The sequence below is a fragment of the Microbacterium aerolatum genome (assembly GCF_007988825.1).
Taxonomy (GTDB): Bacteria; Actinomycetota; Actinomycetes; order Actinomycetales; family Microbacteriaceae; genus Microbacterium; species Microbacterium aerolatum.
The window spans coordinates 105,160-129,140 of record NZ_BJUW01000005.1 but is presented as its reverse complement, the minus strand read 5'-3'; the positions used below and the strand labels follow the sequence as shown (position 1 = coordinate 129,140).

16 protein-coding genes and 3 tRNA genes are annotated in these 23,981 nt (G+C 67.7%); 17 read left to right on the top strand and 2 right to left on the bottom strand.

Translation table 11 applies throughout. From position 1 onward, the window contains the following. Positions 1-47: 47 nt before the first annotated feature. The 5 genes from MAE01_RS07430 (at position 48) to rpoC (ending at position 11,447) form a co-directional block, all read left to right on the top strand. The gene (locus MAE01_RS07430) at positions 48-1,052 is read left to right on the top strand and encodes an ABC transporter permease (RefSeq protein ID WP_147038919.1); all 1,005 of its coding nucleotides are present in this window, start codon (positions 48-50) and stop codon (positions 1,050-1,052) included. Beyond that, positions 1,049-2,002 carry an ABC transporter permease gene (locus tag MAE01_RS07425; RefSeq protein WP_147038918.1) on the top strand — a complete coding sequence of 318 codons (954 nt, stop codon included), beginning with the start codon at positions 1,049-1,051 and terminating at the stop codon, positions 2,000-2,002. Before MAE01_RS07430 ends, MAE01_RS07425 begins: the two co-directional genes overlap by 4 nt. A gap of 1 nt (position 2,003) precedes the next feature. Further along, positions 2,004-3,752: an ABC transporter ATP-binding protein gene (locus MAE01_RS07420; RefSeq protein ID WP_147038917.1), complete on the top strand. Its 1,749-nt coding sequence runs from the start codon at positions 2,004-2,006 to the stop codon at positions 3,750-3,752. 263 nt (positions 3,753-4,015) lie between these two features. Then, positions 4,016-7,516: a DNA-directed RNA polymerase subunit beta gene (gene rpoB, locus MAE01_RS07415; RefSeq protein ID WP_147038916.1), complete on the top strand. Its 3,501-nt coding sequence runs from the start codon at positions 4,016-4,018 to the stop codon at positions 7,514-7,516. Positions 7,517-7,571: 55 nt separating this feature from the next. Next, a complete protein-coding gene (gene rpoC / locus MAE01_RS07410) occupies positions 7,572-11,447 on the top strand; it encodes a DNA-directed RNA polymerase subunit beta' (protein WP_147038915.1) in 3,876 nt (1,291 codons plus the stop codon). Between the two features lie 235 nt (positions 11,448-11,682). Here rpoC and MAE01_RS07405 read toward each other — a convergent pair whose 3' ends face one another. Beyond that, entirely contained in the window at positions 11,683-12,276 is a 594-nt protein-coding gene (locus tag MAE01_RS07405; RefSeq protein ID WP_147038914.1) for a hypothetical protein, read from the bottom strand. Positions 12,277-12,313: 37 nt separating this feature from the next. Here MAE01_RS07405 and MAE01_RS07400 point away from each other — a divergent pair, with 37 nt between their 5' ends. The 12 genes from MAE01_RS07400 to MAE01_RS07345 all read left to right on the top strand — a co-directional run bounded on the left by MAE01_RS07400 (position 12,314) and on the right by MAE01_RS07345 (position 21,789). Continuing rightward, a complete protein-coding gene (locus tag MAE01_RS07400; RefSeq protein ID WP_147038913.1) occupies positions 12,314-13,231 on the top strand; it encodes a carbohydrate kinase family protein in 918 nt (305 codons plus the stop codon). A gap of 87 nt (positions 13,232-13,318) precedes the next feature. Beyond that, positions 13,319-13,403: transfer RNA gene (locus MAE01_RS07395), tRNA-Tyr, on the top strand. Between the two features lie 103 nt (positions 13,404-13,506). Continuing rightward, positions 13,507-14,391 carry a bile acid:sodium symporter family protein gene (locus MAE01_RS07390; RefSeq protein ID WP_147038912.1) on the top strand — a complete coding sequence of 295 codons (885 nt, stop codon included), beginning with the start codon at positions 13,507-13,509 and terminating at the stop codon, positions 14,389-14,391. Positions 14,392-14,400: 9 nt separating this feature from the next. Beyond that, entirely contained in the window at positions 14,401-14,895 is a 495-nt protein-coding gene (locus tag MAE01_RS07385; RefSeq protein WP_147038911.1) for an FBP domain-containing protein, read from the top strand. Positions 14,896-14,945: 50 nt separating this feature from the next. Further along, positions 14,946-15,743 (top strand): enoyl-CoA hydratase/isomerase family protein, encoded by a 798-nt coding sequence (locus MAE01_RS07380; RefSeq protein ID WP_147038910.1) that lies wholly within the window; start codon positions 14,946-14,948, stop codon positions 15,741-15,743. Between the two features lie 83 nt (positions 15,744-15,826). Then, positions 15,827-16,978, top strand: coding sequence for a hypothetical protein (locus tag MAE01_RS07375; RefSeq protein WP_186806162.1), 1,152 nt, complete (start codon positions 15,827-15,829; stop codon positions 16,976-16,978). Next, on the top strand, positions 16,975-17,784 hold the full coding sequence (locus MAE01_RS07370) for an inositol monophosphatase family protein (protein WP_147038909.1): 810 nt from the start codon (positions 16,975-16,977) through the stop codon (positions 17,782-17,784). The genes MAE01_RS07375 and MAE01_RS07370 overlap by 4 nt, the downstream gene beginning before the upstream one ends. A gap of 133 nt (positions 17,785-17,917) precedes the next feature. Then, complete coding sequence (locus tag MAE01_RS07365; RefSeq protein WP_229718074.1) at positions 17,918-19,150, top strand: M23 family metallopeptidase; 1,233 nt, start codon at positions 17,918-17,920, stop codon at positions 19,148-19,150. A gap of 50 nt (positions 19,151-19,200) precedes the next feature. Then, a tRNA-Thr gene (locus MAE01_RS07360) sits at positions 19,201-19,272 on the top strand. A gap of 34 nt (positions 19,273-19,306) precedes the next feature. Continuing rightward, positions 19,307-19,380, top strand: a tRNA-Met gene (locus tag MAE01_RS07355). A 217-nt stretch (positions 19,381-19,597) separates the two neighbouring features. Then, positions 19,598-20,980 (top strand): FAD-binding oxidoreductase, encoded by a 1,383-nt coding sequence (locus MAE01_RS07350; RefSeq protein WP_147038907.1) that lies wholly within the window; start codon positions 19,598-19,600, stop codon positions 20,978-20,980. Next, entirely contained in the window at positions 20,977-21,789 is an 813-nt protein-coding gene (locus MAE01_RS07345; protein WP_222591663.1) for a class I SAM-dependent methyltransferase, read from the top strand. The genes MAE01_RS07350 and MAE01_RS07345 overlap by 4 nt, the downstream gene beginning before the upstream one ends. Here the strand turns inward: MAE01_RS07345 and MAE01_RS07340 are convergent. Further along, positions 21,786-23,981, bottom strand: coding sequence for a heavy metal translocating P-type ATPase (locus MAE01_RS07340; protein ID WP_147038906.1), 2,196 nt, complete (start codon positions 23,979-23,981; stop codon positions 21,786-21,788). The two genes, MAE01_RS07345 and MAE01_RS07340, sit on opposite strands and share 4 nt — an antisense overlap.

Below are 23,981 nucleotides of genomic sequence, written 5' to 3'. Positions count from 1 at the left end.
GGAGGGCGCGGGGCGGATCGCGCTCGTCTACGCAATCGGAGTACCACTTGCTGCGCACCATCGGCAGGCGACTGCTGTTTCTCATCCCCACCCTGTTCGGGCTCAGCATCCTGCTGTTCGCCTGGGTCAGGGCTCTCCCCGGCGGACCGGCCGTCGCCCTTCTCGGTGAGAAGGCGACCCCCGAAGCCATCGAACGGGTCAACAAGCTGTACGGCTTCGACCGGCCCCTCATCGAGCAGTACTTCATCTGGATCGGCCGGCTCCTGCAGGGCGACTTCGGCACGTCGATCCAGACGAACCGCCCCGTCACCGAGGAGTTCTTCCGGCGGTTCCCCGCGACGATCGAACTGTCCGTCGCGGCGCTCATCATCGCGATCGGCATCGGGATCCCGCTCGGCTACTGGGCGGCCCGCCGGCACGGCAAGTTCAGCGATCACGCCTCCGTAGTGCTGAGCCTGGTCGGCATCACCATCCCGGTGTTCTTCCTGGCCTTCATCCTGAAGTACGTCTTCGCCGTCCAGCTCGGGTGGCTTCCGGCCGACGGCAGGCAGAACCCTCGAATAGACGCCACACACCCCACCGGGTTCTACGTGTGGGACGGCATCATCACCGGGGAGTTCGACGCGTCCTGGGACGCCATCCTGCACCTGATCCTGCCAGCGCTCGCGCTCGGCACGATCCCGCTGGCGATCATCGTCCGCATCACCAGGGCGAGCGTCCTCGAGGTGCAGAACGCCGACTACGTCCGCACCGGTCGCGCGAAGGGCGTCGCGAACTCGACGCTGCGCGGTCGGTTCATCCTGCGCAACGCGATGCTGCCCGTCATCACCACGATCGGCCTGCAGACGGGGCTCCTGATCTCGGGCGCGGTCCTCACCGAGACGGTCTTCGCCTTCCCCGGTGTCGGCTCGTTCCTCGCGCGTGCCATCTTCACCCGCGACTTCCCGGTGCTGCAAGGCTTCATCATCTTCATCGCGATCGCCTATGCGCTGATCAACCTGGCCGTTGATGTGTCGTACAGCATCATCGACCCGAGAGTGAGGGTCCAATGACCAGCCCCGTGCTGCCCCCTGCGCAAGGAGGGGGAGTCCTCGACACCGCTGCCATCGCGCAGCGGGAGGGCAAGGAGAGCCCCGGCGGGTTCTGGCGCGACGTCTTCGTGCGGATGCGCCGCAACCCGACAGCCTGGATCGGCGCCGTCATCGTGCTGGTGTTCGTCCTCGTCGCCATCCTCGCCCCGATCCTCGCTCCGTACCCGGAGACCGCTCTTCCCGGAGCGCGCGACATCACCCCGACGCACATCCCCGGTCCCGGCGAACTGCCGGCGTTCCCCCTCGGCCTCGATCGCTTCGGCGGTGACGTGCTGTCCAAGCTCATCTGGGGTGCGCGGGCGTCGCTGCTGGTCGGCGTGGTCTCCACCGCGCTGGGTCTGGTCGGCGGAATGCTGCTCGGCCTCATCGCCGGAACCTTCGGCGGCTGGGTCGACACCCTCATCATGCGCATCGTCGACATCATCCTGTCGGTGCCGAACCTGCTGCTCGCGGTCTCGATCGCGGCGATCCTCGGCCAGACGCCGTTCGCGGTCATGATCGCGATCGGTGCCTCCCAGGTGCCCATCTTCGCCCGGCTGCTGCGGGCGTCGATGCTGCAGCAGCGCTCCAGCGATTACGTGCTGTCGGCGCAGACCCTGGGCCTCGGCCGCGGCCGCATCACGATGTCGCACGTGCTGCCGAACGCCATCGGCCCCGTCATCGTGCAGGGCACGCTGACGCTCGCGACCGCCGTGATCGACGCGGCGGCGCTGTCGTTCCTCGGCCTCGGCGGCGGACGCCCCGAGACGGCCGAATGGGGCCGGATGCTGACCTACGCGCAGAGCGAGCTGGCGATCGCCCCGTGGCTGGCGTTCTTCCCCGGCATCTGCATCGCCGTCACTGCGCTCGGCTTCACGCTGTTCGGCGAGGCCCTGCGAGAATCCATGGACCCGAGGACGAGGGCGCGCTGACATGACCGAGCAAGAACAGAGAATGGATGCTCCGCTGCTGTCCGTCCGCGGTCTCGCGGTCGACTTCAGAACCATGGACGGCACCGTCCACGCGGTCGAGGGCGTCGATCTCGACATCTCGGAGGGCGAGACGGTCGCGATCGTTGGCGAGTCCGGCTCCGGCAAGTCGACCACCGCGATGGCGATCATCGGACTGCTCGCCGGTGGCGGGCACATCGCCGGCGGCAGCATCCGACTGGACGGCCGCGAGATCTCCAAGGCGTCCGAGAACGAGCTGCGCGGCATCCGCGGGCGCGACATCGGACTCGTCCCGCAGGACCCGATGTCCAACCTCAACCCGGTCGCCAAGATCGGCACGCAGGTCGCCGAGACGCTGCTGGCACACGGACTCGCGAACCGCCAGAACGTGTCGCAGAAGGTCGTCGAGGCGCTCGAGGCGGCAGGGCTTCCGGATGCCGCGAAGCGCGCCAAGCAGTACCCGCACGAGTTCTCCGGCGGCATGCGCCAGCGCGCGCTCATCGCGATCGGGCTGGCCTGCAAGCCGCGGCTGCTGATCGCCGACGAGCCGACCAGTGCCCTCGACGTCACGGTGCAGCAGACGATCCTCGATCAGATCGGCGCGATGACCCGCGAGCTCGGCACCGCCGTGCTGCTGATCACGCACGACCTGGGCCTGGCCGCCGAGCGCGCCGAGCGCGTGGTCGTCATGCACCGCGGCAAGGTCGTCGAGCAGGGCCCCGCGAAGCAGATCCTCGAGGACCCGCAGCACCCGTACACGCAGTCACTCGTGAAGGCGGCGCCGTCCGTCGCCGTCGCGCGCCTGCAGCCGGATGTCTTCTCCGCGCCGAGTCCCGACGCATCCCCGCGGGGCGTCGAGTCTCCGGACGGGGCGTTGAGCGAGCGCAGCGAGACGAAACGGGTTGAGCGAGCCGAAGGCGAGTCGAAGCCGGCATCCGCCACGGCATCCGACAACATCGTCGAGATCGAGAATCTCACCAAGGTCTTCCCGGTGCGCGGACGCGGTGAGGACTTCGTCGCCGTGAACGACGTCTCACTCGCGATCCCGCGTGGCGAGACCGTCGCGATCGTGGGCGAGTCGGGGTCGGGAAAGACGACGACGGCGCGGATGCTGCTGAAGCTGTTCGAGCCCACGAAGGGCGTCATCCGCTACGAGGGCAAGGACATCGCGTCGCTGAACCGCGCGGACACCAGGGACTTCCGGCAGCGCGTGCAGCCGATCTTCCAGGATCCGTACTCGAGTCTGAACCCGATGTTCACGATCGAGCGCCTGATCGCCGAGCCGCTGGAGTTCTACAAGCGGGGGAGCGGCTCCGACCGCCGCAAGCGCGTCCGTCAGCTGCTCGACGATGTCGCGCTGCCGCAGTCGATGCTGCGGCGGTACCCGTCGGAGCTCTCCGGCGGTCAGCGGCAGCGTGTCGCGATCGCCCGCGCACTCGCGCTCTCGCCCGACCTGATCGTCTGCGACGAGCCGGTCTCGGCGCTGGACGTGCTCGTGCAGGACCAGATCCTGCGGCTGCTGGGCGACCTGCAGCGCGAGTACGGCCTGAGCTATCTGTTCATCTCGCACGACCTCGCGGTGGTGCGGCTGATCAGCGACTACGTGTGCGTGATGAAGGACGGTGCGCTCGTGGAGGCGGCATCCTCGGAGGAGATCTTTACGAACCCCCGAGACCCGTACACCCGGCGCCTGCTGGCATCCATTCCCGGCAACGAGCTCAACATCGCCTGACCTCGCCGCCGCCCGCCCGCAACCTCTCACCCTGCAATCTCGGGGTCGGAATCTGGGGACGGGGAGGGGGCTTTTACCGCAGCATCCGGAATTGGTCAAGGATTGCGCTTGCCATGTCGCGAATTACCTCGTATAGTTGTTCCTTGCGCCTCCTTTCTCCCTGCCCTCATATGGTGGTCGGCAGATGTTGAGCATGTGAGCGCGCACTCCACCTGACGACAAAGGAATCGAGAAGCCCTGCGGGGCTCACGGAGGTTATTCCCTTGGCTGCTGCTCCCAACGCATCCACATCCACCACCAACAAGAACGGACGCGGAGCATCGCGTCTCTCGTTCGCCAAGATCTCCGACACGCTGACGGTCCCCGACCTTCTCGCGCTGCAGACCGAGTCGTTCGACTGGCTCGTCGGCAACGACACCTGGAAGGCGCGTGTCGCCGAGGGTAAGAAGGCCGGCCGCAAGGACCTCAACGAGTTCAGCGGTCTTGAGGAGATCTTCGAGGAGATCTCTCCGATCGAAGACCTCAGCGAGACGATGCAGCTGAGCTTCACGAACCCCTACCTCGAGCCCGAGAAGTACTCGATCGACGAGTGCAAGGAGCGCGGCAAGACCTACGCCGCCCCGCTGTACGTCGAGGCCGAGTTCATGAACCACCAGACCGGTGAGATCAAGACGCAGACCGTCTTCATGGGCGACTTCCCGCTGCAGACCAGCAAGGGAACCTTCATCATCAACGGCACCGAGCGTGTCGTCGTCTCGCAGCTCGTGCGCTCGCCGGGTGTCTACTTCGACAAGACGCCGGACAAGACCTCCGACAAGGACATCGTCTCCGCTCGCGTCATCCCGAGCCGTGGTGCATGGCTCGAGTTCGAGATCGACAAGCGCGACCAGGTCGGCGTCCGCATCGACCGCAAGCGCAAGCAGTCCGTGACGGTCTTCCTCAAGGCCCTCGGCATGACCAGCGAGGAGATCCTCGCCGAGTTCTCCGGCTTCCCCTCCATCGAGGAGACCCTGGCCAAGGACACCATCCTCACCAAGGAAGACGCGCTTCGCGACATCTACCGCAAGCTCCGTCCGGGCGAGCAGGTCGCCGCTGAGGCCGCCCGCGCGCTGCTGGACAACTTCTACTTCAACGCCAAGCGCTACGACCTCGCCAAGGTCGGCCGCTACAAGATCAACCAGAAGCTCGGTCTCGGCCAGCCGTTGGACTCGTCGGTGCTCACCGTCGAGGACATCGTGGCGACCATCAAGTACCTGGTGCGCCTGCACCGCGGCGACGAGACCTTCGAGGGTCTGCGCAGCGGCAAGAAGGCCGAGATCCGCATCGCGACCGATGACATCGACAACTTCGGCAACCGTCGCATCCGCGCCGTCGGCGAGCTCATCCAGAACCAGGTCCGCACCGGTCTGTCCCGCATGGAGCGCGTCGTCCGCGAGCGCATGACCACGCAGGACATCGAGGCGATCACGCCGCAGACCCTGATCAACGTGCGCCCTGTCGTCGCCGCGATCAAGGAGTTCTTCGGAACGTCGCAGCTGTCGCAGTTCATGGACCAGAACAACCCGCTCGCGGGTCTGACCCACAAGCGCCGCCTGTCGGCGCTGGGCCCCGGTGGTCTGTCCCGCGACCGCGCAGGTGTCGAGGTCCGTGACGTCCACCCGTCGCACTACGGCCGCATGTGCCCCATCGAGACCCCTGAAGGCCCGAACATCGGTCTGATCGGCTCGCTGGCGACCTTCGCCCGCATCAACTCCTTCGGTTTCATCGAGACCCCGTACCGTCGCGTCGTCGACGGTGTGGTCACCGATGACATCGACTACCTCACGGCCGCCGAGGAGAACGACTTCAACATCGCGCAGGCCAACGCCAAGCTCGACGACAAGAAGCGCTTCGTCGACAGCCACGTGCTGGCTCGCCCGAAGGGCGGCAGCGGTGAGGTCGACATGTTCGAGCCCGCCGAGATCGGCTACATGGACGTCTCGCCGCGCCAGATGGTGTCGGTCGCGACCTCGCTCGTGCCGTTCCTCGAGCACGATGACGCCCAGCGCGCCCTCATGGGCGCCAACATGCAGCGTCAGGCCGTGCCGCTGCTGCGCAGCGACTCCCCGCTGGTCGGAACCGGTATGGAGGGCTACGCGGCCATCGACGCCGGCGACGTCCTGACCGCCGACAAGGCCGGTGTGGTCACCGAGGTCTCGGCAGACCGCGTGGTCGTGCAGCTCGACGAGGGCGGCACGCAGGAGTACCACCTGCGCAAGTTCGACCGCTCGAACCAGGGCACCTCCTACAACCAGAAGGTCGTCGTCTCGGCCGGTGAGCGCGTCGAGGTGAACGAGGTCATCGCCGATGGCCCCGCCACCGAGAACGGCGAGCTCGCGCTCGGCAAGAACCTGCTCGTCGCGTTCATGACGTGGGAGGGCTACAACTTCGAGGATGCCATCATCCTCAGCCAGGACCTGGTGAAGGACGACACCCTCTCCTCGATCCACATCGAGGAGTACGAGGTCGACGCCCGCGACACCAAGCTCGGCAAGGAGGAGATCACCCGTGACCTCCCCAACGTCAGCCCTGAGCTGCTGAAGGACCTCGACGAGCGCGGCATCATCCGCATCGGCGCCGAGGTCCGTCCCGGCGACATCCTCGTCGGCAAGGTCACGCCGAAGGGCGAGACCGAGCTGTCGGCCGAGGAGCGCCTGCTCCGCGCGATCTTCAACGAGAAGAGCCGCGAGGTCCGTGACACCTCTCTGAAGGTGCCCCACGGTGAGCAGGGCACGATCATCGCCGTCAAGGAGTTCAACGCCGAAGAGGGCGACGACGAGCTCGGCTCCGGCGTCAACCGCCGCGTCGTGGTCTACATCGCCCAGAAGCGCAAGATCACCGAGGGCGACAAGCTCGCCGGCCGTCACGGCAACAAGGGTGTCATTGCGAAGATCCTCCCGATCGAGGACATGCCCTTCCTTGCGGACGGCACCCCGGTCGACATCGTGCTGAACCCGCTCGGCATCCCGGGTCGAATGAACTTCGGCCAGGTCCTGGAGACCCACCTCGGGTGGATCGCCAAGCAGGGCTGGAAGGTCGAGGGCACCCCGGAGTGGGCGTCGACTCTGCCCGAGGTCGCCTTCGAGGCAGCCCCCGGCACCAAGGTCGCCACCCCGGTGTTCGACGGTGCCGAGGAGCACGAGATCGCAGGTCTCCTCGACTCCACGCTGCCGACGCGCGACGGTGTGCGCCTCATCGACCGCTCGGGCAAGACCCAGCTGTTCGACGGCCGTTCGGGTGAGCCGTTCCCGGCGCCGATCTCGGTGGGCTACATGTACATCCTGAAGCTGCACCACCTGGTCGACGACAAGATCCACGCACGCTCGACGGGTCCGTACTCGATGATCACCCAGCAGCCGCTCGGTGGTAAGGCGCAGTTCGGTGGACAGCGCTTCGGTGAGATGGAGGTGTGGGCGCTCGAGGCTTACGGCGCCGCATACGCCCTCCAGGAGCTCCTCACGATCAAGTCCGACGACATCCTCGGCCGCGTCAAGGTCTACGAGGCGATCGTCAAGGGTGAGAACATCCAGGAGCCCGGCATCCCCGAGTCGTTCAAGGTGCTCATGAAGGAGATGCAGTCGCTCTGCCTGAACGTCGAGGTCCTCTCGGCTGACGGCACTGCGGTCAACCTCCGCGACACCGACGACGAGGCATTCCGTGCCGCCGAAGAGCTCGGTATCAACATCTCCAGCCGATTCGAGTCCGCCTCGATCGACGAGATCTGACGCGGGCTCAGCCCAGCGTCTGATCACAGAAATTTATTGAGACACAGGAGAACTAGTGCTCGAGTCAAACACCTTCGATGAGCTTCGCATCGGCCTGGCCACCGCAGACGACATTCGCGGATGGTCCTACGGTGAGGTGAAGAAGCCCGAAACCATCAACTACCGCACCCTCAAGCCCGAGAAGGACGGTCTGTTCGGCGAGCAGATCTTCGGCCCTTCCCGTGACTGGGAGTGTGCATGTGGAAAGTACAAGCGCGTCCGCTTCAAGGGCATCGTGTGCGAGCGCTGCGGCGTGGAGGTCACCAAGAGCTCCGTCCGTCGCGAGCGCATGGGCCACATCGAGCTCGCCGCGCCCGTCACCCACATCTGGTACTTCAAGGGCGTGCCTTCGCGCCTCGGGTACCTGCTCGACATGGCGCCGAAGGACCTCGAGAAGGTCATCTACTTCGCCGCGTACATGGTCATCTCGGTCGATGAGGATGCTCGTCACCGCGACCTCGCCACGCAGGAGAACAACGTCCGCCTCGAGCTGAAGACGCTCGCCGATCGTCGCGACGCGAAGATCGCCGAGCGCCTCACCAAGCTGGAGGAGGAGCTCGCGGCTCTCGAGGCCGAGGGCGCCAAGGCCGACGCCAAGAAGAAGGTCAAGGACGCCGCCGAGAAGGAGATGTCGCAGCTGCGCAAGGGTGCAGACGACGCCATCGCCAAGCTCGAGCGCGTGTGGGAGGACTTCCGCACGCTCGAGGTCGGCGCCCTGCGCCCGGAGGACGACGTCTTCCACGAGCTGCAGGACCGCTTCGGTCAGTACTTCGAGGCCCACATGGGTGCGGAGTCGATCCAGCGTCGTCTGGCCGCCTTCGACCTGCAGGCCGAGGCCGAGAGCCTGCACCTGCAGATCTCCGAGGGCAAGGGGCAGCGCAAGATCCGCGCGATCAAGCGTCTGAAGGTCGTCAACTCGTTCCTGGAGACCGGCATGAGCCCGGCATCCATGGTTCTCGATGTCGTGCCGGTGATCCCGCCGGAGCTGCGCCCGATGGTGCAGCTCGACGGTGGCCGCTTCGCCACCAGCGACCTCAACGACCTCTACCGTCGCGTGATCAACCGCAACAACCGTCTTCGTCGTCTGATCGACCTCGGTGCCCCCGAGATCATCGTCAACAACGAGAAGCGGATGCTGCAGGAGGCCGTCGACGCGCTGTTCGACAACGGCCGCCGTGGTCGCCCCGTCACCGGTACCGGCAACCGCGCCCTGAAGTCCCTCAGCGACATGCTGAAGGGTAAGCAGGGTCGTTTCCGCCAGAACCTGCTCGGCAAGCGCGTCGACTACTCGGGCCGTTCGGTCATCGTCGTCGGCCCGCAGCTGCAGCTGCACCAGTGCGGTCTGCCCAAGCAGATGGCGCTCGAGCTGTTCAAGCCGTTCGTGATCAAGCGCCTGATCGACCTCGGTCACTCGCAGAACATCAAGGCCGCCAAGCGCGCCGTCGAGCGCACCCGTCCCGAGGTCTGGGACGTGCTCGAGGAGATCATCCGCGAGCGCCCCGTGCTGCTGAACCGTGCGCCCACGCTGCACCGTCTCGGTATCCAGGCGTTCGAGCCCCAGCTCGTCGAGGGCAAGGCGATCCAGCTGCACCCGCTCGTGTGTGCTGCGTTCAACGCCGACTTCGACGGTGACCAGATGGCCGTGCACCTGCCGCTGTCGGTCGAGGCCCAGGCCGAGGCCCGCGTGCTGATGCTCGCGTCGAACAACATCCTGAAGCCGTCCGACGGCCGCCCGGTCACCCTGCCTTCGCAGGACATGATCATCGGTCTGCACCACCTGACGGTGGTCAAGGACGGCGCAAAGGGTGAGGGTCGTGCGTTCGGCTCGGTCTCCGAGGCGATCCTCGCCAAGGATGAGGGCACCCTCGACCTGCAGGCGAAGGTCCGCATCCGCATCCCCGGCCTCAACTTCCTTGAGGGCGAGGCTCCGGAGGGCTACGAGAAGCACGGCCTGGTCGACGCTTCGCTGGGTCAGGCGATCTTCAACGCGACGCTGCCGAAGGGCTACCCCTTCGTCCGCGAGCCTGCCGACAAGGGCAAGCTGTCCCAGATCGTCAACAAGCTGGCCGAGGAGTACCCCAAGGTCGAGACCGCTGCGACGCTGGACCGCATCAAGGATGCCGGTTTCTACTGGGCCACGCGCTCGGGTGTGACCGTCGCCCTGAGCGACATCCTCACGCCTCCGAACAAGAAGGAGATCGTCGCCGGCTACGAGAAGCAGGCCGCGAAGGTCCAGTCGCAGTACGAGAAGGGTCTCACCACCGACGCCGAGCGTCGCCAGGAGCTCATCAAGATCTGGACTGAGGCGACCGACGAGGTTCAGGCCGCGATGCGCGCCAACTTCCCGGAGGACAACACCATCAACCGCATGGTGTCGTCTGGTGCTCGTGGTAACTGGCTGCAGATCCGCAACATCGCGGGTATGCGTGGTCTGGTGAACAACCCCAAGGGTGAGATCATCCCGCGTCCGATCATCTCCTCGTACCGCGAGGGTCTGTCGGTGGCGGAGTACTTCATCGCGACGCACGGTACCCGTAAGGGTCTGGCCGACACCGCTCTGCGTACCGCCGACTCGGGTTACCTGACCCGTCGTCTGGTGGATGTCTCGCAGGACGTCATCATCCGCGAAGAGGACTGCGGCACGTCGAAGGGCCTCGCGCTCCCGATCGCCGCTCCGAACTCGCAGGGAGAGCTGGTGCGCGACGCGAACGTCGAGAACTCGGTGTTCGCCCGTACCCTGGCAGCCGACGTCGTCAGCGAGTCGGGCGAGGTCCTCGCCTCGGCCGGTGACGATGTGGGCGACGTGCTGATCGACAAGCTCGTCGAGCTCGGCGTCGAGGAGATCAAGGTCCGCTCCGTGCTGACCTGCGACTCGGCTGTCGGCGTCTGCGCGCAGTGCTACGGCCGTTCGCTCGCGACCGGCAAGACCGTCGACATCGGCGAGGCCGTCGGCATCATCGCCGCCCAGTCGATCGGTGAGCCCGGTACCCAGCTGACGATGCGTACCTTCCACACCGGTGGTTCGGCATCCGCGGATGACATCACCCAGGGTCTGCCCCGTGTGCAGGAGCTCTTCGAGGCTCGTACGCCGAAGGGCGCGTCGCCGATCGCCGAGGCCGATGGCCGCATCACGATCGACGAGACCGACAAGGCCAAGAAGGTCATCCTCACGCCCGACAACGGTGATGAAGAGGTCGTCTACCCGGTGCTGAAGCGTGCGACGCTTCTCGTCGAGGACGGTCAGCACGTCACGGTCGGTCAGCCCCTGCAGGTCGGAACGCTCGACCCCAAGGAGGTCATGCGTGTCATGGGTGCCCGCGAGGTGCAGAAGTACCTCGTCGGCGGCGTCCAGGGCGTCTACCGCTCGCAGGGTGTGCCGATCCACGACAAGCACATCGAGGTCATCGTCCGTCAGATGCTCCGCAAGGTCACCGTCGTCGATCACGCCGACACGACCCTGCTGCCTGGTGAGATGGTCGACCTCAAGCGCTACCAGTCGATCAACCGCGAGGCTGTGGCAGAGGGCAAGCGCCCCGCGTCCGGCCGCTCGGAGCTGATGGGTATCACCAAGGCGTCGCTTGCAACCGAGTCGTGGCTGTCGGCCGCCTCGTTCCAGGAGACGACCCGCGTGCTCACCGAGGCTGCGATGCAGGGCAAGCGCGACCCGCTGGTCGGTCTCAAGGAGAACGTCATCATCGGTAAGCTCATCCCCGCCGGAACCGGTCTCTCGAAGTACCGCAACGTCACGGTCGAGGCGACCGAGGAAGCCAAGAGCGAGCGCTACCCGAACCGGATCTTCGCATCCGACGGCGCGTACGCCGAGGGCGACTTCGGCTACGTCGACTTCGACGCGTTCTCGACGGATGACGTGACCCCGGGCACGTATAACTGATCTGAGTCGATCGAAGGCCCCGCCCCTCTTCGGAGGTGCGGGGCCTTCGATCGTTTCCGGAGTTCTCCTGGTCGGGAGGTGGCCGTTGTTGTCGCTCGGGCCCCGGGTGAGCGACAATAAGCGACACCTCCCGAGCGAGTGGCGCGCGTGGAGTCTCGGGAGGTGGCCGGTGTTGTCGCTCGGGCCGCGGGTGAGCGGCAAGAAGCGACACCTCCCGCGTGCGCGCCGCGCGCCCCTATTCGAACAGGCTCGCGACGATGCTCGACGTGTAGCCGCTCGGCGCCAGGTTCGAGTAGCTCGTGTCGATCATCACTCCATCGCGCCAGAACAGCGTCCGCCCTTCGGTGACCGGGTAGACGTCGTTCTCCCACGTCTTCTCGCAGCGCGTGCCCTCGTCGGGGGTGAAGCAGGTGAACCCCTCGTCGTCGGCGAGGACGTTGAGCATGCCGAGGGCGGGGCCGCGATTCATGTGCGAGATGGTCGTGATGAGCGCGGTCGTGTCGGCGCGGGGATCGCGCCAGATGCACAGCAGCGAGCCGCCGGGCTGGATGCCGGTGGGTCCGACTGCCGGGTCGTTCAGCGGCACGTCCTCCAACTGCGCCAGCACGTCGTCCGACAGGATCGCGCGGCAGTCCTCCGGGATCGCGACCGGCTTCGATGTCGGCGTCGCGGTCGGCTTCGGACTTTCGGATGCCGACGGCGACGGGCTCTCCGAGGCCGCAGATGTCGCGGGCGTCGAGGCGTCGCCGGACGGGCTGCCGGTGCATCCTGCGAGTGCCGTCGCGATTAGCAGTGCGACGGCGACGACGCTCGCGCGATGAGTCCTCATGCCGCCAAGGTAGCGCGGCGTGCGCCAGAATGAGGGGATGCCGCACACACCTCGCGCCGTCGTCATCGGTGACGCCCTCATCGACGAGATCCACGACGCCGGCGGCGTCCGCGAACTGGTCGGCGGTGCGGCGCTGAACGTCGCGGTGGGGCTGCGGCGTCTCGGCATCCCGACCACGCTGATCGCGATGGTCGGCGACGACGAAGCCGGAGCGCACATCCGCGAGTACCTCTCCGATCACGGCGTGGGCCTCGTCGCGAGCGCTGCCCCGCACGGCTCCTCCCGCGCGATCGTCCAGCGCGACGCGCACGGCGAGCCCACCTACGTCTTCAATGAGGCGGCTCAGCGGCGCAGCATCCACTACGGCGACGAGGCGCGGCAGGCGATCGCCGATGCCGATCTGGCGGTGATCAGCTGCTTCCCGTTCGACGATCCTGTCGAGGTGGATGCCGTGATCGACGCACTCGCGGGCGCCAGGGTCGCGATCGACCCGAACCCGCGAGCCGGCATGCTGAGCGACCGCGCCGAGTTCGTGCGCGGCTTCGAGCGGATGGTCGCGGATGCCGCGATCGTCAAGGTCGGCTCGGACGATGCCGCGCTGCTCTACGACGGAGATCTCGACGCGCTGCGTTCCCGACTTCGGCGGGCGGGCACCCAGGCCGTGCTCGCGACGGCGGGGAAGGACGGCGCGATCCTCGAGGCGGATGCCGGCACCTTCGCCGCGCCGATCTCCGAGCTTCCGGGACCCATCGTCGACACCGTCGGTGCCGGGGATGCGACGCTGGCAGGGGTCGCGGAGGGGCTGGTCGGCGGACGCCCGGAGACGGGGGAGCAGTGGCAGCGGCTGTTCGACCGGGCCATGGACGTCGCCGCCGCGACATGCCGCTCGGAGGGCGGTCTGCTGCGCACTCCGGAGTCGCTCGAGAACGGTGAACGCGGCGTGCATGGCAGCTGACGTTTCGATTTCTTACACCTGCGCTCGGCGGGTATGATTGAAACTCGCGCCCCCGGTTGGCTGTACAAGCTGGACGGGTGTGCACTTGGCAAGTTACCCAAGCGGCCAAAGGGAGCTGACTGTAAATCAGCCTGCATTGCATTCGGGGGTTCGAATCCCTCACTTGCCACCACCACTTGAATGAGGCCCCGCGAACGCGGGGCCTCATTCGTTTCCGCCGGTGGAGCAACTCGAATGCGTGACACCGAGGCCCGGCATCCGCCACACTGAGGTCCATGGGATCAGCGTTGACCACCATCGGATTACCCGTCGCCCTCGGCATCATCATGCTCGGCCTCGGGCTCAGCCTCACACTCGCCGACTTCGCCCGCGTGCTGAAACAGCCCAAAGCCGTGGCCGTCGCCCTCGCCTGCCAGCTCCTGCTGCTGCCGGCGATCTGCTTCGGCCTCGTGCTCCTGTTCCAGCTGCCACCGGTGCTGGCGGTGGGCATGATGATGCTCGCCGCGTCGCCCGGTGGCACGACGGCGAACCTCTACAGTCACCTGTTCCGCGGTGACATCGCGTTGAACATCTCACTCACTGCCGTGAACTCGGTCATCGCCGTCATCACGCTGCCGGTGATCACGAACTTCGCGATCATGTACTTCAACCCGTTCGACGATCAGCTCGGGCTGCAGTGGTCCAAGGCGCTCGAGGTCTTCGCGATCGTCCTGCTGCCGGTTGCGATCGGCATGCTCGTCCGCTGGCTCTGGCCGAAGTTCGCCGACGGCATGGACCGCCCGGTGCGGATCGCGAGTGTCGTCATCCTCATCGTCGTGATCGCCGGAGCGGTGGCATCCAACTGGGCGCTCCTGGTCGAGAACTTCGCGAGTCTCGCGCTGATCACGATCGTGTTCTGCCTGATCAGCCTCGCGGTCGGTTACACCGTGCCGCGCATGCTGAAGATCGAGCGACGCCAGGCCATCGCGTCGTCGTTCGAGATCGGCATCCACAACGCCACCCTCGCCATCGTGATCGCTCAGACGGTGCTGGGGTCGGTCGAGCTCAGCCTTCCGGCCGCCGTGTACGGAGTGCTGATGTTCTTCGTCGCGTTCGGATTCGGGTTCCTCATCCGCGACAGGAGCAGTGCCCCGGAGTCCGCCGGTGCTCTGACTTCATAGACTGGGGCGATGCGAGCGCTCACCGAGTCCGACGTCCGCGCGTCGTTCGTCAACGCCACCGAGGACGAGCTGCGGATGATCGAGATGCCGCACGACTTCCTCCTCGTCGACTGGGACTTCCGCGACTTCCTGGCCTGGAGGGACCCCGCCTCCAGCAAGCGCGGATGCATCCTCGTCGAGGCGGAGGAAGGCGTGATCGGGATCGTCCTGCGCGCCAGCGACCCCGGCCACTCGCGGTCGGGAATGTGCAACATCTGCCACACGATGCAGCCGGGCAACCAGGTCGCGCTCTTCGCAGCGCGCAAGACAGGCTCCGCGGGGCATCGCGGCGACAGCGTCGGCACCTACATGTGCGCCGACCTCTCCTGCCACGACAACGTGCGGCTCGCGCATCCGCTCGCCCCGAACGAGGTGCGCGCGGCCGGACAGGTGGACATGCGACTGGACGGAACCCGCCGCCGCATGGAGCGCTTTGTCGCACGGGTACAAGAGGACACGGACTGACAGCGCCCGCTCGCTAGGCTGGCGAAGTCCGCGCTTCGAAGGAGATGCCCATGAGCGATGCCGTCCTGTTCTCGGTCGATGAAGGTCTCGCGCGCCTCACGCTGAACCGCCCGACCCGCCTCAATGCCTTCAGCGCGGATCTTGCGCATGCATGGCGGGATGCCACGACCGAGGCGACCTCGCGAGACGACGTGCGGGCCATCATGCTGGATGCAGCCGGCGCCTCGTTCTGTGCGGGTGGGGACGTGCTCGATATGGCGAACACCATGCCCGACGGAAGGCCACTCACGGAACTCGCCGGCGTGATCAACGAGGGCATCCGCGCGCTCACGGAATCCGCGATCCCCGTCGTCGCCGCAGCGCACGGCACGACCGCCGGCGGAGGCCTGGGCATCCTGCTCAGCACCGACTACGCCGTCGTCGGCGGCCGTTCCAAGCTCGGCAGCCTCTACGCGAACATCGGGCTCACCCCCGACCTGTCGGTCTCGGCGCACCTCGCGGACGCCGTCGGCAGCCGCCGCGCGCTGCAGCTCGTCCTGCAGGACCGTCTGCTCACCGCCGAGGAGGCTCTCGAGTGGGGGCTGGTCGCCGAGATCGTCAGCGGTGAGGGAGCCGTCGACGAAGCCGACCGCGTGCGCGCACGCGCCGAGGAGATCGCGCGCTTCTGGCTCGCGGGCGCCGCCGGCGCATACGGCCAGGCTAAGCGGCTCATCCGCTCGCAGCCCTCGCGCACGTTCGCGGAGCAGCTCGACGAGGAGGCCCGGTCGATCGGCGCCGCCTTCGACACCCCGGATGCCAGGGCGCGCGTCGCCGCGTTCGCCGCGGCATCCGCGAAGAAAGCTCGCTGACTTCCCACAATTCCCGTGCACCCCGGTGCGAAGCCACCACTGCGTGCGAGGATGAGAGCATCAACGGCCGAAGAGGGGACACCATGTCAGAGGTCAATGAAGCAGGGGCGAAGACGAACGCATCGCTGCTGATCCGCGGATCGATCTGGATCGCGATCGGCGCGCTGATCGCGGCCGCCCTGGTCTGCGTGGTCTGGGTTCTCGTCGGCGATCAGAACGGCATCATCGGCCGCGCCTTCCTCACGATCCTGCTGCTCGCGGGGTTCGCGGGCATCGCGATCCTCGAGGCCGGGCTCGCGCCGCGTCGACCGGACTGGCTGGCGCTGGCGAGCATGATCACATGGATCGTCGCGCTGATCGCGGGCGCCATCAAGATCTGGCTGCCGAACGAGCTGTACGAGTACACCGGAGGCGTCGGGCGGTTCTTCCTGCTGCTGGTCATCATCGGTGTGCTGCAGCTCGCACTGCTCCACGTGCGCCTGTTCATCCCGGCAACCCGCCGCTACGTGACGACGTTCACACAGGTCATCTTCTACGTCACGATCTCGATGCTCGTGCTGCTGGTCGGCATGCTCGTGTTCTACCTGACGTTCCCCGACACGTTCACCTACGGCGACCTGTACTGGCGCATCGTCGTCGCGCTCGCGATCCTGACGGCAGTCGGCACGACCCTGATCCCGCTGCTGAACGCCCTGTTCGCCCCGAAGAAGCGCGCACACGCACCGCAGGGCTACGCGGTCGCACCCGCCGCGCAGCAGTGGCCTACCTACGCCGACGGCGTGACGCCGCTGCCGGTCATGCCGGACGGGTCGCCGGACTGGAACGCCTACTACACCGGCGTCCCCACGTCGCAGGCGTCCGGCTACGGCCAGTCCTCGTCGTTCCCGGCGCTTCCGCAGCAGGGGCAAGCCGTGCAGGAGACTCCAGCCGCTGCTGCCGCGCGGCATCCCGAGACGGGGCTCATCTCGTCGCCGGACGCGCCCCTCGGTCCGGACGGATACCCGGTGCCGCCCGCCGGCGCTCCAGCCGCCGCCGACGGCGTCGCAGGCGACACTACCGAGGATGCCGAGCAGGCAGCACCCGCTGCGCCGGCCGCCCCCGAGACGCCGGCAGCGCATGTACCGCCGGTGCCCACCGGGCCCGATTCGCCGTCCGACGAGCCGGCCTCCCCGCAGACGCCGCCGCGCCCGGCGCCCGGCGCCTTCCCGCCCCCGCCGCCGGCGCCGCGACAGTGACCTCGGCATCAGCGGCCGACGCCGAGCAGCTGAAGGAACTCGCCGCCGACATCGCCCTCGAGGCGGGAGAGCTTGCGCGCCGTCGCCGCGCCGAAGGCGTGTCGTTCGCTGCGACGAAGAGCACCCTCGCCGATATCGTCACCGAGGCGGACCAAGATGTCGAAGACCTGATCCGGACGCGCCTGGCCGCAGAACGTCCAGGCGACGGCTTCCTCGGCGAGGAGTCCGGCACGGCGGGCAGCTCCACCGGGGTCACCTGGGTCGTCGATCCGATCGACGGAACCGTGAACTATGCCTACGGGATCCCGGCATACAGCGTCAGCATCGCGGCCGTGCAGGGCAGCGCGGATCCGGACACCTGGGTGGGGCTCGCCGGCGCGGTCTACGCCCCGGTGCTGAGCGAGATGTTCACCGCATCGCGCGGTGGGGGAGCATGGCTGGGTGCGCAGCGCCTCGCCGTCGCCGCGATGACGCCTGCCGGTGCACTCCTCGGAACCGGGTTCGGATACGACCCGTCCACGCACGACGGCGACCTCGCGACGGTACGGAAGGTGATGCCGCTGGCCCGCGACCTGCGACGGATGGGGTCGGCAGCGATCGACCTCGCCTACGTCGCCGCAGGACGACTCGACGGGTACTTCGAGCGGGGACTGAAGCCGTGGGATTTCGCCGCCGGTGCGCTGCTCGTGGCCGAAGCGGGTGGAGTCGTGACACGGCTCGACACGGCATCCGCACGCCCGATGCTGATCGCTGCGGAAGCCGACCTGCACGCCCGGCTTTCGGCCGTTCTCGACGATCGGATTTAGACGGCCGTGTACATGGCATTCTCAGCGCCCGCAGGGTAGGGTTTATCTGTTCGTTACCTTCGTCACCCGAAGACGAAGCTGCCCCCGCTTGACGAGTCACCCGAGAGATACTGTTTTGCCCTTCGATTCCCCTATGGCTGAGCCCGCGCGCACGCGCCGTTCCAGCCGTCGCCGGACCGAGGATTTCGCGACCCCGCTGAACATCGAAGTGGACTCGCCTGCAGCTCCCGCAGATGTGCCCGCGGCCCCGCTCTCTCGCCGGGCCATGCGCGACCGCCAGCGTGCCGCCGAGCCCGTCACGGCGCCGAGCGCCGACGAGGCCTTCGAGCCGGAGATCGCGGCAGATTCCGTGGTCGCCGACATGGCGAAGACGGTCGTCGCAGCCACTGAGATCGTCGTGGAGACGGTCGCCGAGAGCGCCGCCGAGGCAGCCGCCGGCAAGAAGCCCGAGCCGACCGCGACCGAGTCCGACGCGGATGCTTTCACCGCAGCATCCCGTGCGTTCCGCGCCGTCGCCGGCGCGCCGTCCGTCCCGCAGGCGGAGAACCCGATCTTCGAGCAGAAGCTCCCGACGGCGGTCACCGCCGTGCACACCGCGCCGCGCAGGAGCCGGATGCGCCGCAAGCTGGTGGCGACCGGTGCCACGGTGGGAATCATGGGCATCGCGGGTCTGCTGGCCGTGTCTATGACGCTCCCCGCCGAAGCCGTCGCCGCAGCGCAGGGCGTGCCGCCGCAGACGTCGATGTCGCTCGTCGCCGGCGCGAAGGCGTCGGATTCCGCTGTGTCCGACGAAGAGATCCAGGCCTACGTCGCGTCAGGCGACGTCCAGAACGACTCGATGCACCGCTCGGAGAGCTTCTCGACGGCATCCCTCATCGATCTCGCCAACGAGCAGGGCATCAAGTACTCGAACGACCTGTACTCGAACGACCCCGACGCCGCGATCCAGTGGCCGTTCCTGGTCGGCGTCGCGATGAGCTCCGGCTACGGCGTGCGCGACACCGGCATGCACGAAGGCATCGACCTCGTCCCGGGAGCCGGTGCTCCTGTGCAGGCGATCGCCGACGGCACGGTGCGCATCGCGACCGAGTCCGGCGGCAACTACGGCGTCACCGTCTACGTCGATCACATCATCGACGGCAAGACGATCACGAGCCACTACTCGCACATGCAGTACGGTTCGCTGCAGGTCACGCAGGGTCAGACCGTCGAGGTCGGCGACATCGTCGGCAAGGTCGGGAACACCGGTCGTTCGTACGGCGCGCACCTGCACTTCGAGCTGATCGTGAACGGCTCGACCATCGACCCGCTTCCCTGGTTGCAGTCCAACGCCGGGAGGTACGACGGGGTCTCCCCGGTTTCGTGAGAAGGCCAAAGTGATGGTATTCTCGTGTGGTTGCCTTCACGGGTGACAACGCCCCGATAGCTCAGTGGCAGAGCACTTCCATGGTAAGGAAGGGGTCGTCAGTTCAATCCTGACTCGGGGCTCGCAGCATCTGCTTTTGTGAGCGGATCGCCTTGCGGCAGGGTAGCTCAGTTGGTGAGAGCGCACGACTCATAATCGTGAGGTCGCGGGTTCAAGCCCCGCTCCTGCTACAGACCAGGACCCCCGGATTTCCGGGGGTTTTGTCGTATGCGCCGGATCCGCCCGCCGGGCCGCTGACGCGTCGATGTCCGCGAGCGTGCGCAAGCTCGCGGCCCGAGAACCTCTTGACACGAGCCGTGGTGGGTGTAGTACTGACTGCAGAGTCGGTGAGCGCCGGGCGTCTGGGGCGAGCGGGAGGCCGCCGACCACGCGATTGGGGTGACGGCGATGACGATTCTGCCTGTAGAGGTACCTGACGGCCTTTTCCAGGGAGCCGTCGTCACGAACGATCAACCCGGGTACGACCAAGCGCGAGCCGTATGGAACGGATTGATCGACCGCCACCCGCGAGCGATCATCCGCTGCGCGGGGCCGGACGACGTGCGCGCCGGAGTCCAGTTCGCGCACGCGCACGACCTGCCGATCGCCGTCCGCGGCGGAGGACACAGCGTCGCCGGCCACGGCACCGTAGACGACGGGATCGTCCTCGATCTCCGAGACCTGGATGCCGTCGACTCCGAGTCCGGTGGGCACACAGTCCGCGCCGGCGGCGGCGCGACCTGGGGCGCTGTGGATGCGATCACCCAGCGGGACGAGCGGGCGGTGCCAGGCGGGGTGTTCTCACGCACGGGCATCGCCGGGCTCGCCCTCGGCGGAGGTTACGGATGGATTCGCAACAGCTTCGGGCTGAGCGCACGATCCCTGCGTGACGCCGAGCTCGTCACTGCGGACGGACGCATCCTGGCTTCCGTCGCCGACGAGGATCCTGACCTGCTCTGGGCGCTGCGCGGCGGCGGCGGCAACTTCGGAGTGGTCACCGCGTTCACCTTCGACACGCATCCGGTGCCCGCTCGCGGCTACTTCCTCTTCGTCGTGCACGACGCCGAATCGGGCCGCGCCGCGGCGGGCCTGCGCCTGTTCCGGGACTTCTGCGCGGTGGCGCCGCCCTCCGTGAGCATGCTCGCGTTCCTCGGCCGCGTGCCCGCAGGCGCCGAGGGGTATGAGCCGGATGCCGTGGGGCGCCAGTTCATCGGCTTCGGCGGGCTGTTCCTCGGCGACGCGGATGAGGGGCGCGAGCTGCTGCGTCCGCTCCACGAGTTCGGCACGCCTCTGCTCGATGTCACCGGTGAGATGGCCTACACCGACGTGCAGAAGGTGTTCGACGAGGACTACCCCGACGGCGCCCGCTACTACTGGAAGTCCACCAACGTGCGCGCCCTCACCGACGAGGCCATCGACACCCTCGCCGCGGCGGCCATCGCGGCGCCGTCCGAGCTGAGCACGATCGACATCTGGCACACGATGGGCGCTGCCGCCGAACCGTTCGACGGGGCCTTCCTGCCGTCGCCGGCGCCGTACCTGGTGAACCCCGAGGCGAACTGGATCGCGCCCGAAGACGACGCCGCGAACATCGGGTGGGCGCGCGGACTCGTGGCCGCCCTCGCGCCGCTGTCGGACGGGTCTCGCTACCTCAATTTCGCGGGCTTCAATGAGGACGGGGATGCCGAGATGTCGGCATCCTTCCGTCGCAACCTCACCCGGCTAGAGGAGGTGAAACGCCGGTGGGATCCCGAGAACCTGTTTCGCCTGAACCAGAACGTCAAGCCGTGACGCGCGACGCTGGGGCGCCCGGCAGCGTGACGTTCCGCGTGCCCGCCGCCGACTACGACCGGTTCATGGGCCGATACTCGCAGACACTCGCGCAATCGTTCGGCGACTTCTGTCTTCCCGATCACGGAAGGTTCCTGGACGTCGGCTGCGGACCCGGTGCACTCACCGCGGTTGCGGTGCAGCGGCTCGGCGAGGCCGCGGCGAGCGCGATCGACCCTGCGCCGCAGTTCGTCGAGGCGTGCCGGGCGCGGCATCCCGGAGCCGATGTCCGCCGGGCATCGGCGGAGGCGCTGCCGTTCGAGCCGGACTCCTTCGCGGGCGCCGCGGCGCAGCTCGTGTTCCACTTCATCGCCGAACCGTCCATCGCGCTCGCGCAGATGTGCACAATCGTCGAGCCCGGCGGCACGGTGGCTGCGGCCGTGTGGGACGCGATCGACGGCATGCAGATGCTCGACGCGTTCTGGGATGCCGCCGCCGAACTCGGCCACGGCGATCCGCGACCGGACTCGCGCGGTCTGCGGCTCGGTCGCCCCGATGAGCTGGCAGCCGTCTGGCGGTCCGGCGGGCTGGATGCCGTGACCGAGACGACCATCACCGTCACCGCGGACTACTCCGGATTCGACGAGCTGTGGGACAGCATCCTCACCGGGACCGGGCCTGCCGGTGCCTTCGCCGTGTCGCTCGACGGAGCGACCCGGGATCGTCTGCGGGAGCTGCTGCTGCGGCGCCTGGGGCGCCCCGAGGGTGCGTTCGACCTGTCCGCCGTGGCGCGAGCAGTGCGCGGCGTCGTCGCCGAGAAGACGTCCTAGCGGAACGCGCGCAACCGCAGGCTGTTTCCGACGACGAACACGCTCGAGAGCGCCATGGCTGCACCGGCGAGCATCGGGTTCAGCATCCCGAGCGCGGCGATCGGGATCGCGGCGACGTTGTACGCGAATGCCCAGAACAGGTTCGACTTGATCGTGCCGAGCGTGCGCCGCGACAGCCGGATGGCGTCGACTGCGCTGCGGAGGTCGCCGCGGACCAGTGCGATGTCGGATGCCTCGATCGCGACGTCCGTACCGGTGCCCATCGCGAGTCCCAGGTCTGCCTGAGCCAGCGCGGGTGCGTCGTTCACCCCGTCGCCGACCATCGCGACGACCTTCCCCTCGGCCTGCAGCCGCTTGACGACGTCGACCTTGCCCTGTGGCAGGACCTCTGCGATCACCTCGTCGATGCCCACCTCGCCGGCGATGTGCCGTGCTGCGGCCTCGTTGTCGCCGGTGAGGAGGATCGGCGTCAGGCCCAGTGCGCGCAGGCCGCGGACGGCATCGGCGCTGGTCGGCTTGACGGTGTCGGCGACGACGAGGATGCCGCGTGCGGCACCGTCCCAGCCGGCCGCGACCACGGTCTTGCCCTCTGCTTCGGCGCGGGTCTTCGCGTCGGCGAGCCGTGGAGAGAGCGTCAGCCCCCAGTCGGCGAGGAACGACTCGCGCCCGACCACGATGCTGCGGCCCTCGGCGATGCCCTGCACGCCCTTGCCCTCGACGTTTGCGAACCCCTCGACGGGCGGCATCGTGGCCGGCACGCGCGAGGCGATCGCCTGCGCGATGGGATGCTCCGATGCGTGCTCGACCGCTCCGGCCAGACGCAGCAGCTCATCGGCATCCACCCCGTCCTCGGGGATCACGTCGGTCAGCGTCATCTTGCCGGCGGTGACGGTGCCGGTCTTGTCGAGCACGACCGTGTCGACCTTGCGGGTGGACTCGAGGACCTCCGGACCCTTGATGAGAATGCCCATCTGCGCGCCGCGTCCGGTGCCGACCAGCAGCGCCGTCGGCGTCGCAAGACCGAGCGCGCACGGGCAGGCGATGACGAGCACGGCGACGGCGGCAGTGAACGCGGCCGACACCGGGAATCCGGCCACGAGCCAGCCCACCAGCGCGGCCACGGCGATCACGAGGACGATCGGCACGAAGACGCCCGAGATCCGGTCGGCCAGGCGCTGGACCTCGGCTTTTCCGGTCTGAGCCTCCTCGACCAGCTTCGCCATCTGGGCGAGCTGCGTGTCGGATCCGATCCGGGTCGCGCGCACCACGAGCCGGCCGCTGGCGTTCACGGTCGCGCCGGTGACGGCATCCCCCTCGCCGACCTCGACCGGCACGGACTCGCCGGTGAGCATCGACGCGTCGACGGCGGAGTGGCCCGACACCACGACGCCGTCGGTGGCGATCTTCTCGCCCGGTCGCACGACGAACTCGTCGCCGACCCGCAGCTGCTCCACCGGGATCTTCGTCTCGACGCCGTCGCGCAGCACCGCGACCTCCTTCGCGCCGAGCTCGAGCAGCGCCCGGAGTGCGGCGCCGGCCTGACGCTTCGCGCGCTTCTCGAAATAGCGACCGGCGAGGATGAACATCGTCACCCCGGCTGCGACCTCGAGATAGATGTTGGCGGCGCCGTCGGAGCGCGAGAGCGTGAACTCGAACGCGTGCGTCATGCCCGGCATCCCGGCCGTGCCGAAGAAGAGCGCGTAGAGCGACCAGCCGAACGCGGCGAGGGTTCCCATCGAGATGAGCGTGTCCATGGTCGCCGCGCCGTGGCGCAGATTCGTCCATGCGGCGCGATGGAACGGCCATGCGCCCCAGACGATCACGGGAGCTGCGAGCGTGAGAGACGCCCACTGCCAGTACGTGAACTGCAGCGCGGGGATCATCGCCATGAGGATCACCGGCACCGTCAACACGATCGAGACGATCAGGCGCTGTCGCAGGCTCGTGAGCTCGGGGTCCTGCGCGGGTTCGTCCTTCTTCTTCGGGGTGGGCAGCTGCGCGGAGTATCCGGCCTTCTCGACCTCGGCGATGAGCAGGTCTGCGTCGAGCCCGGCGGGCGCGGTGACCTTCGCCTTCTCGGTGGCGTAGTTGACGGTCGCTGCGACGCCGTCGAGCTTGTTCAGCTTGCGCTCGATGCGGGTCGCGCACGACGCGCACGTCATGCCGCCGATCTCGAGTTCGACGCTGGTCAT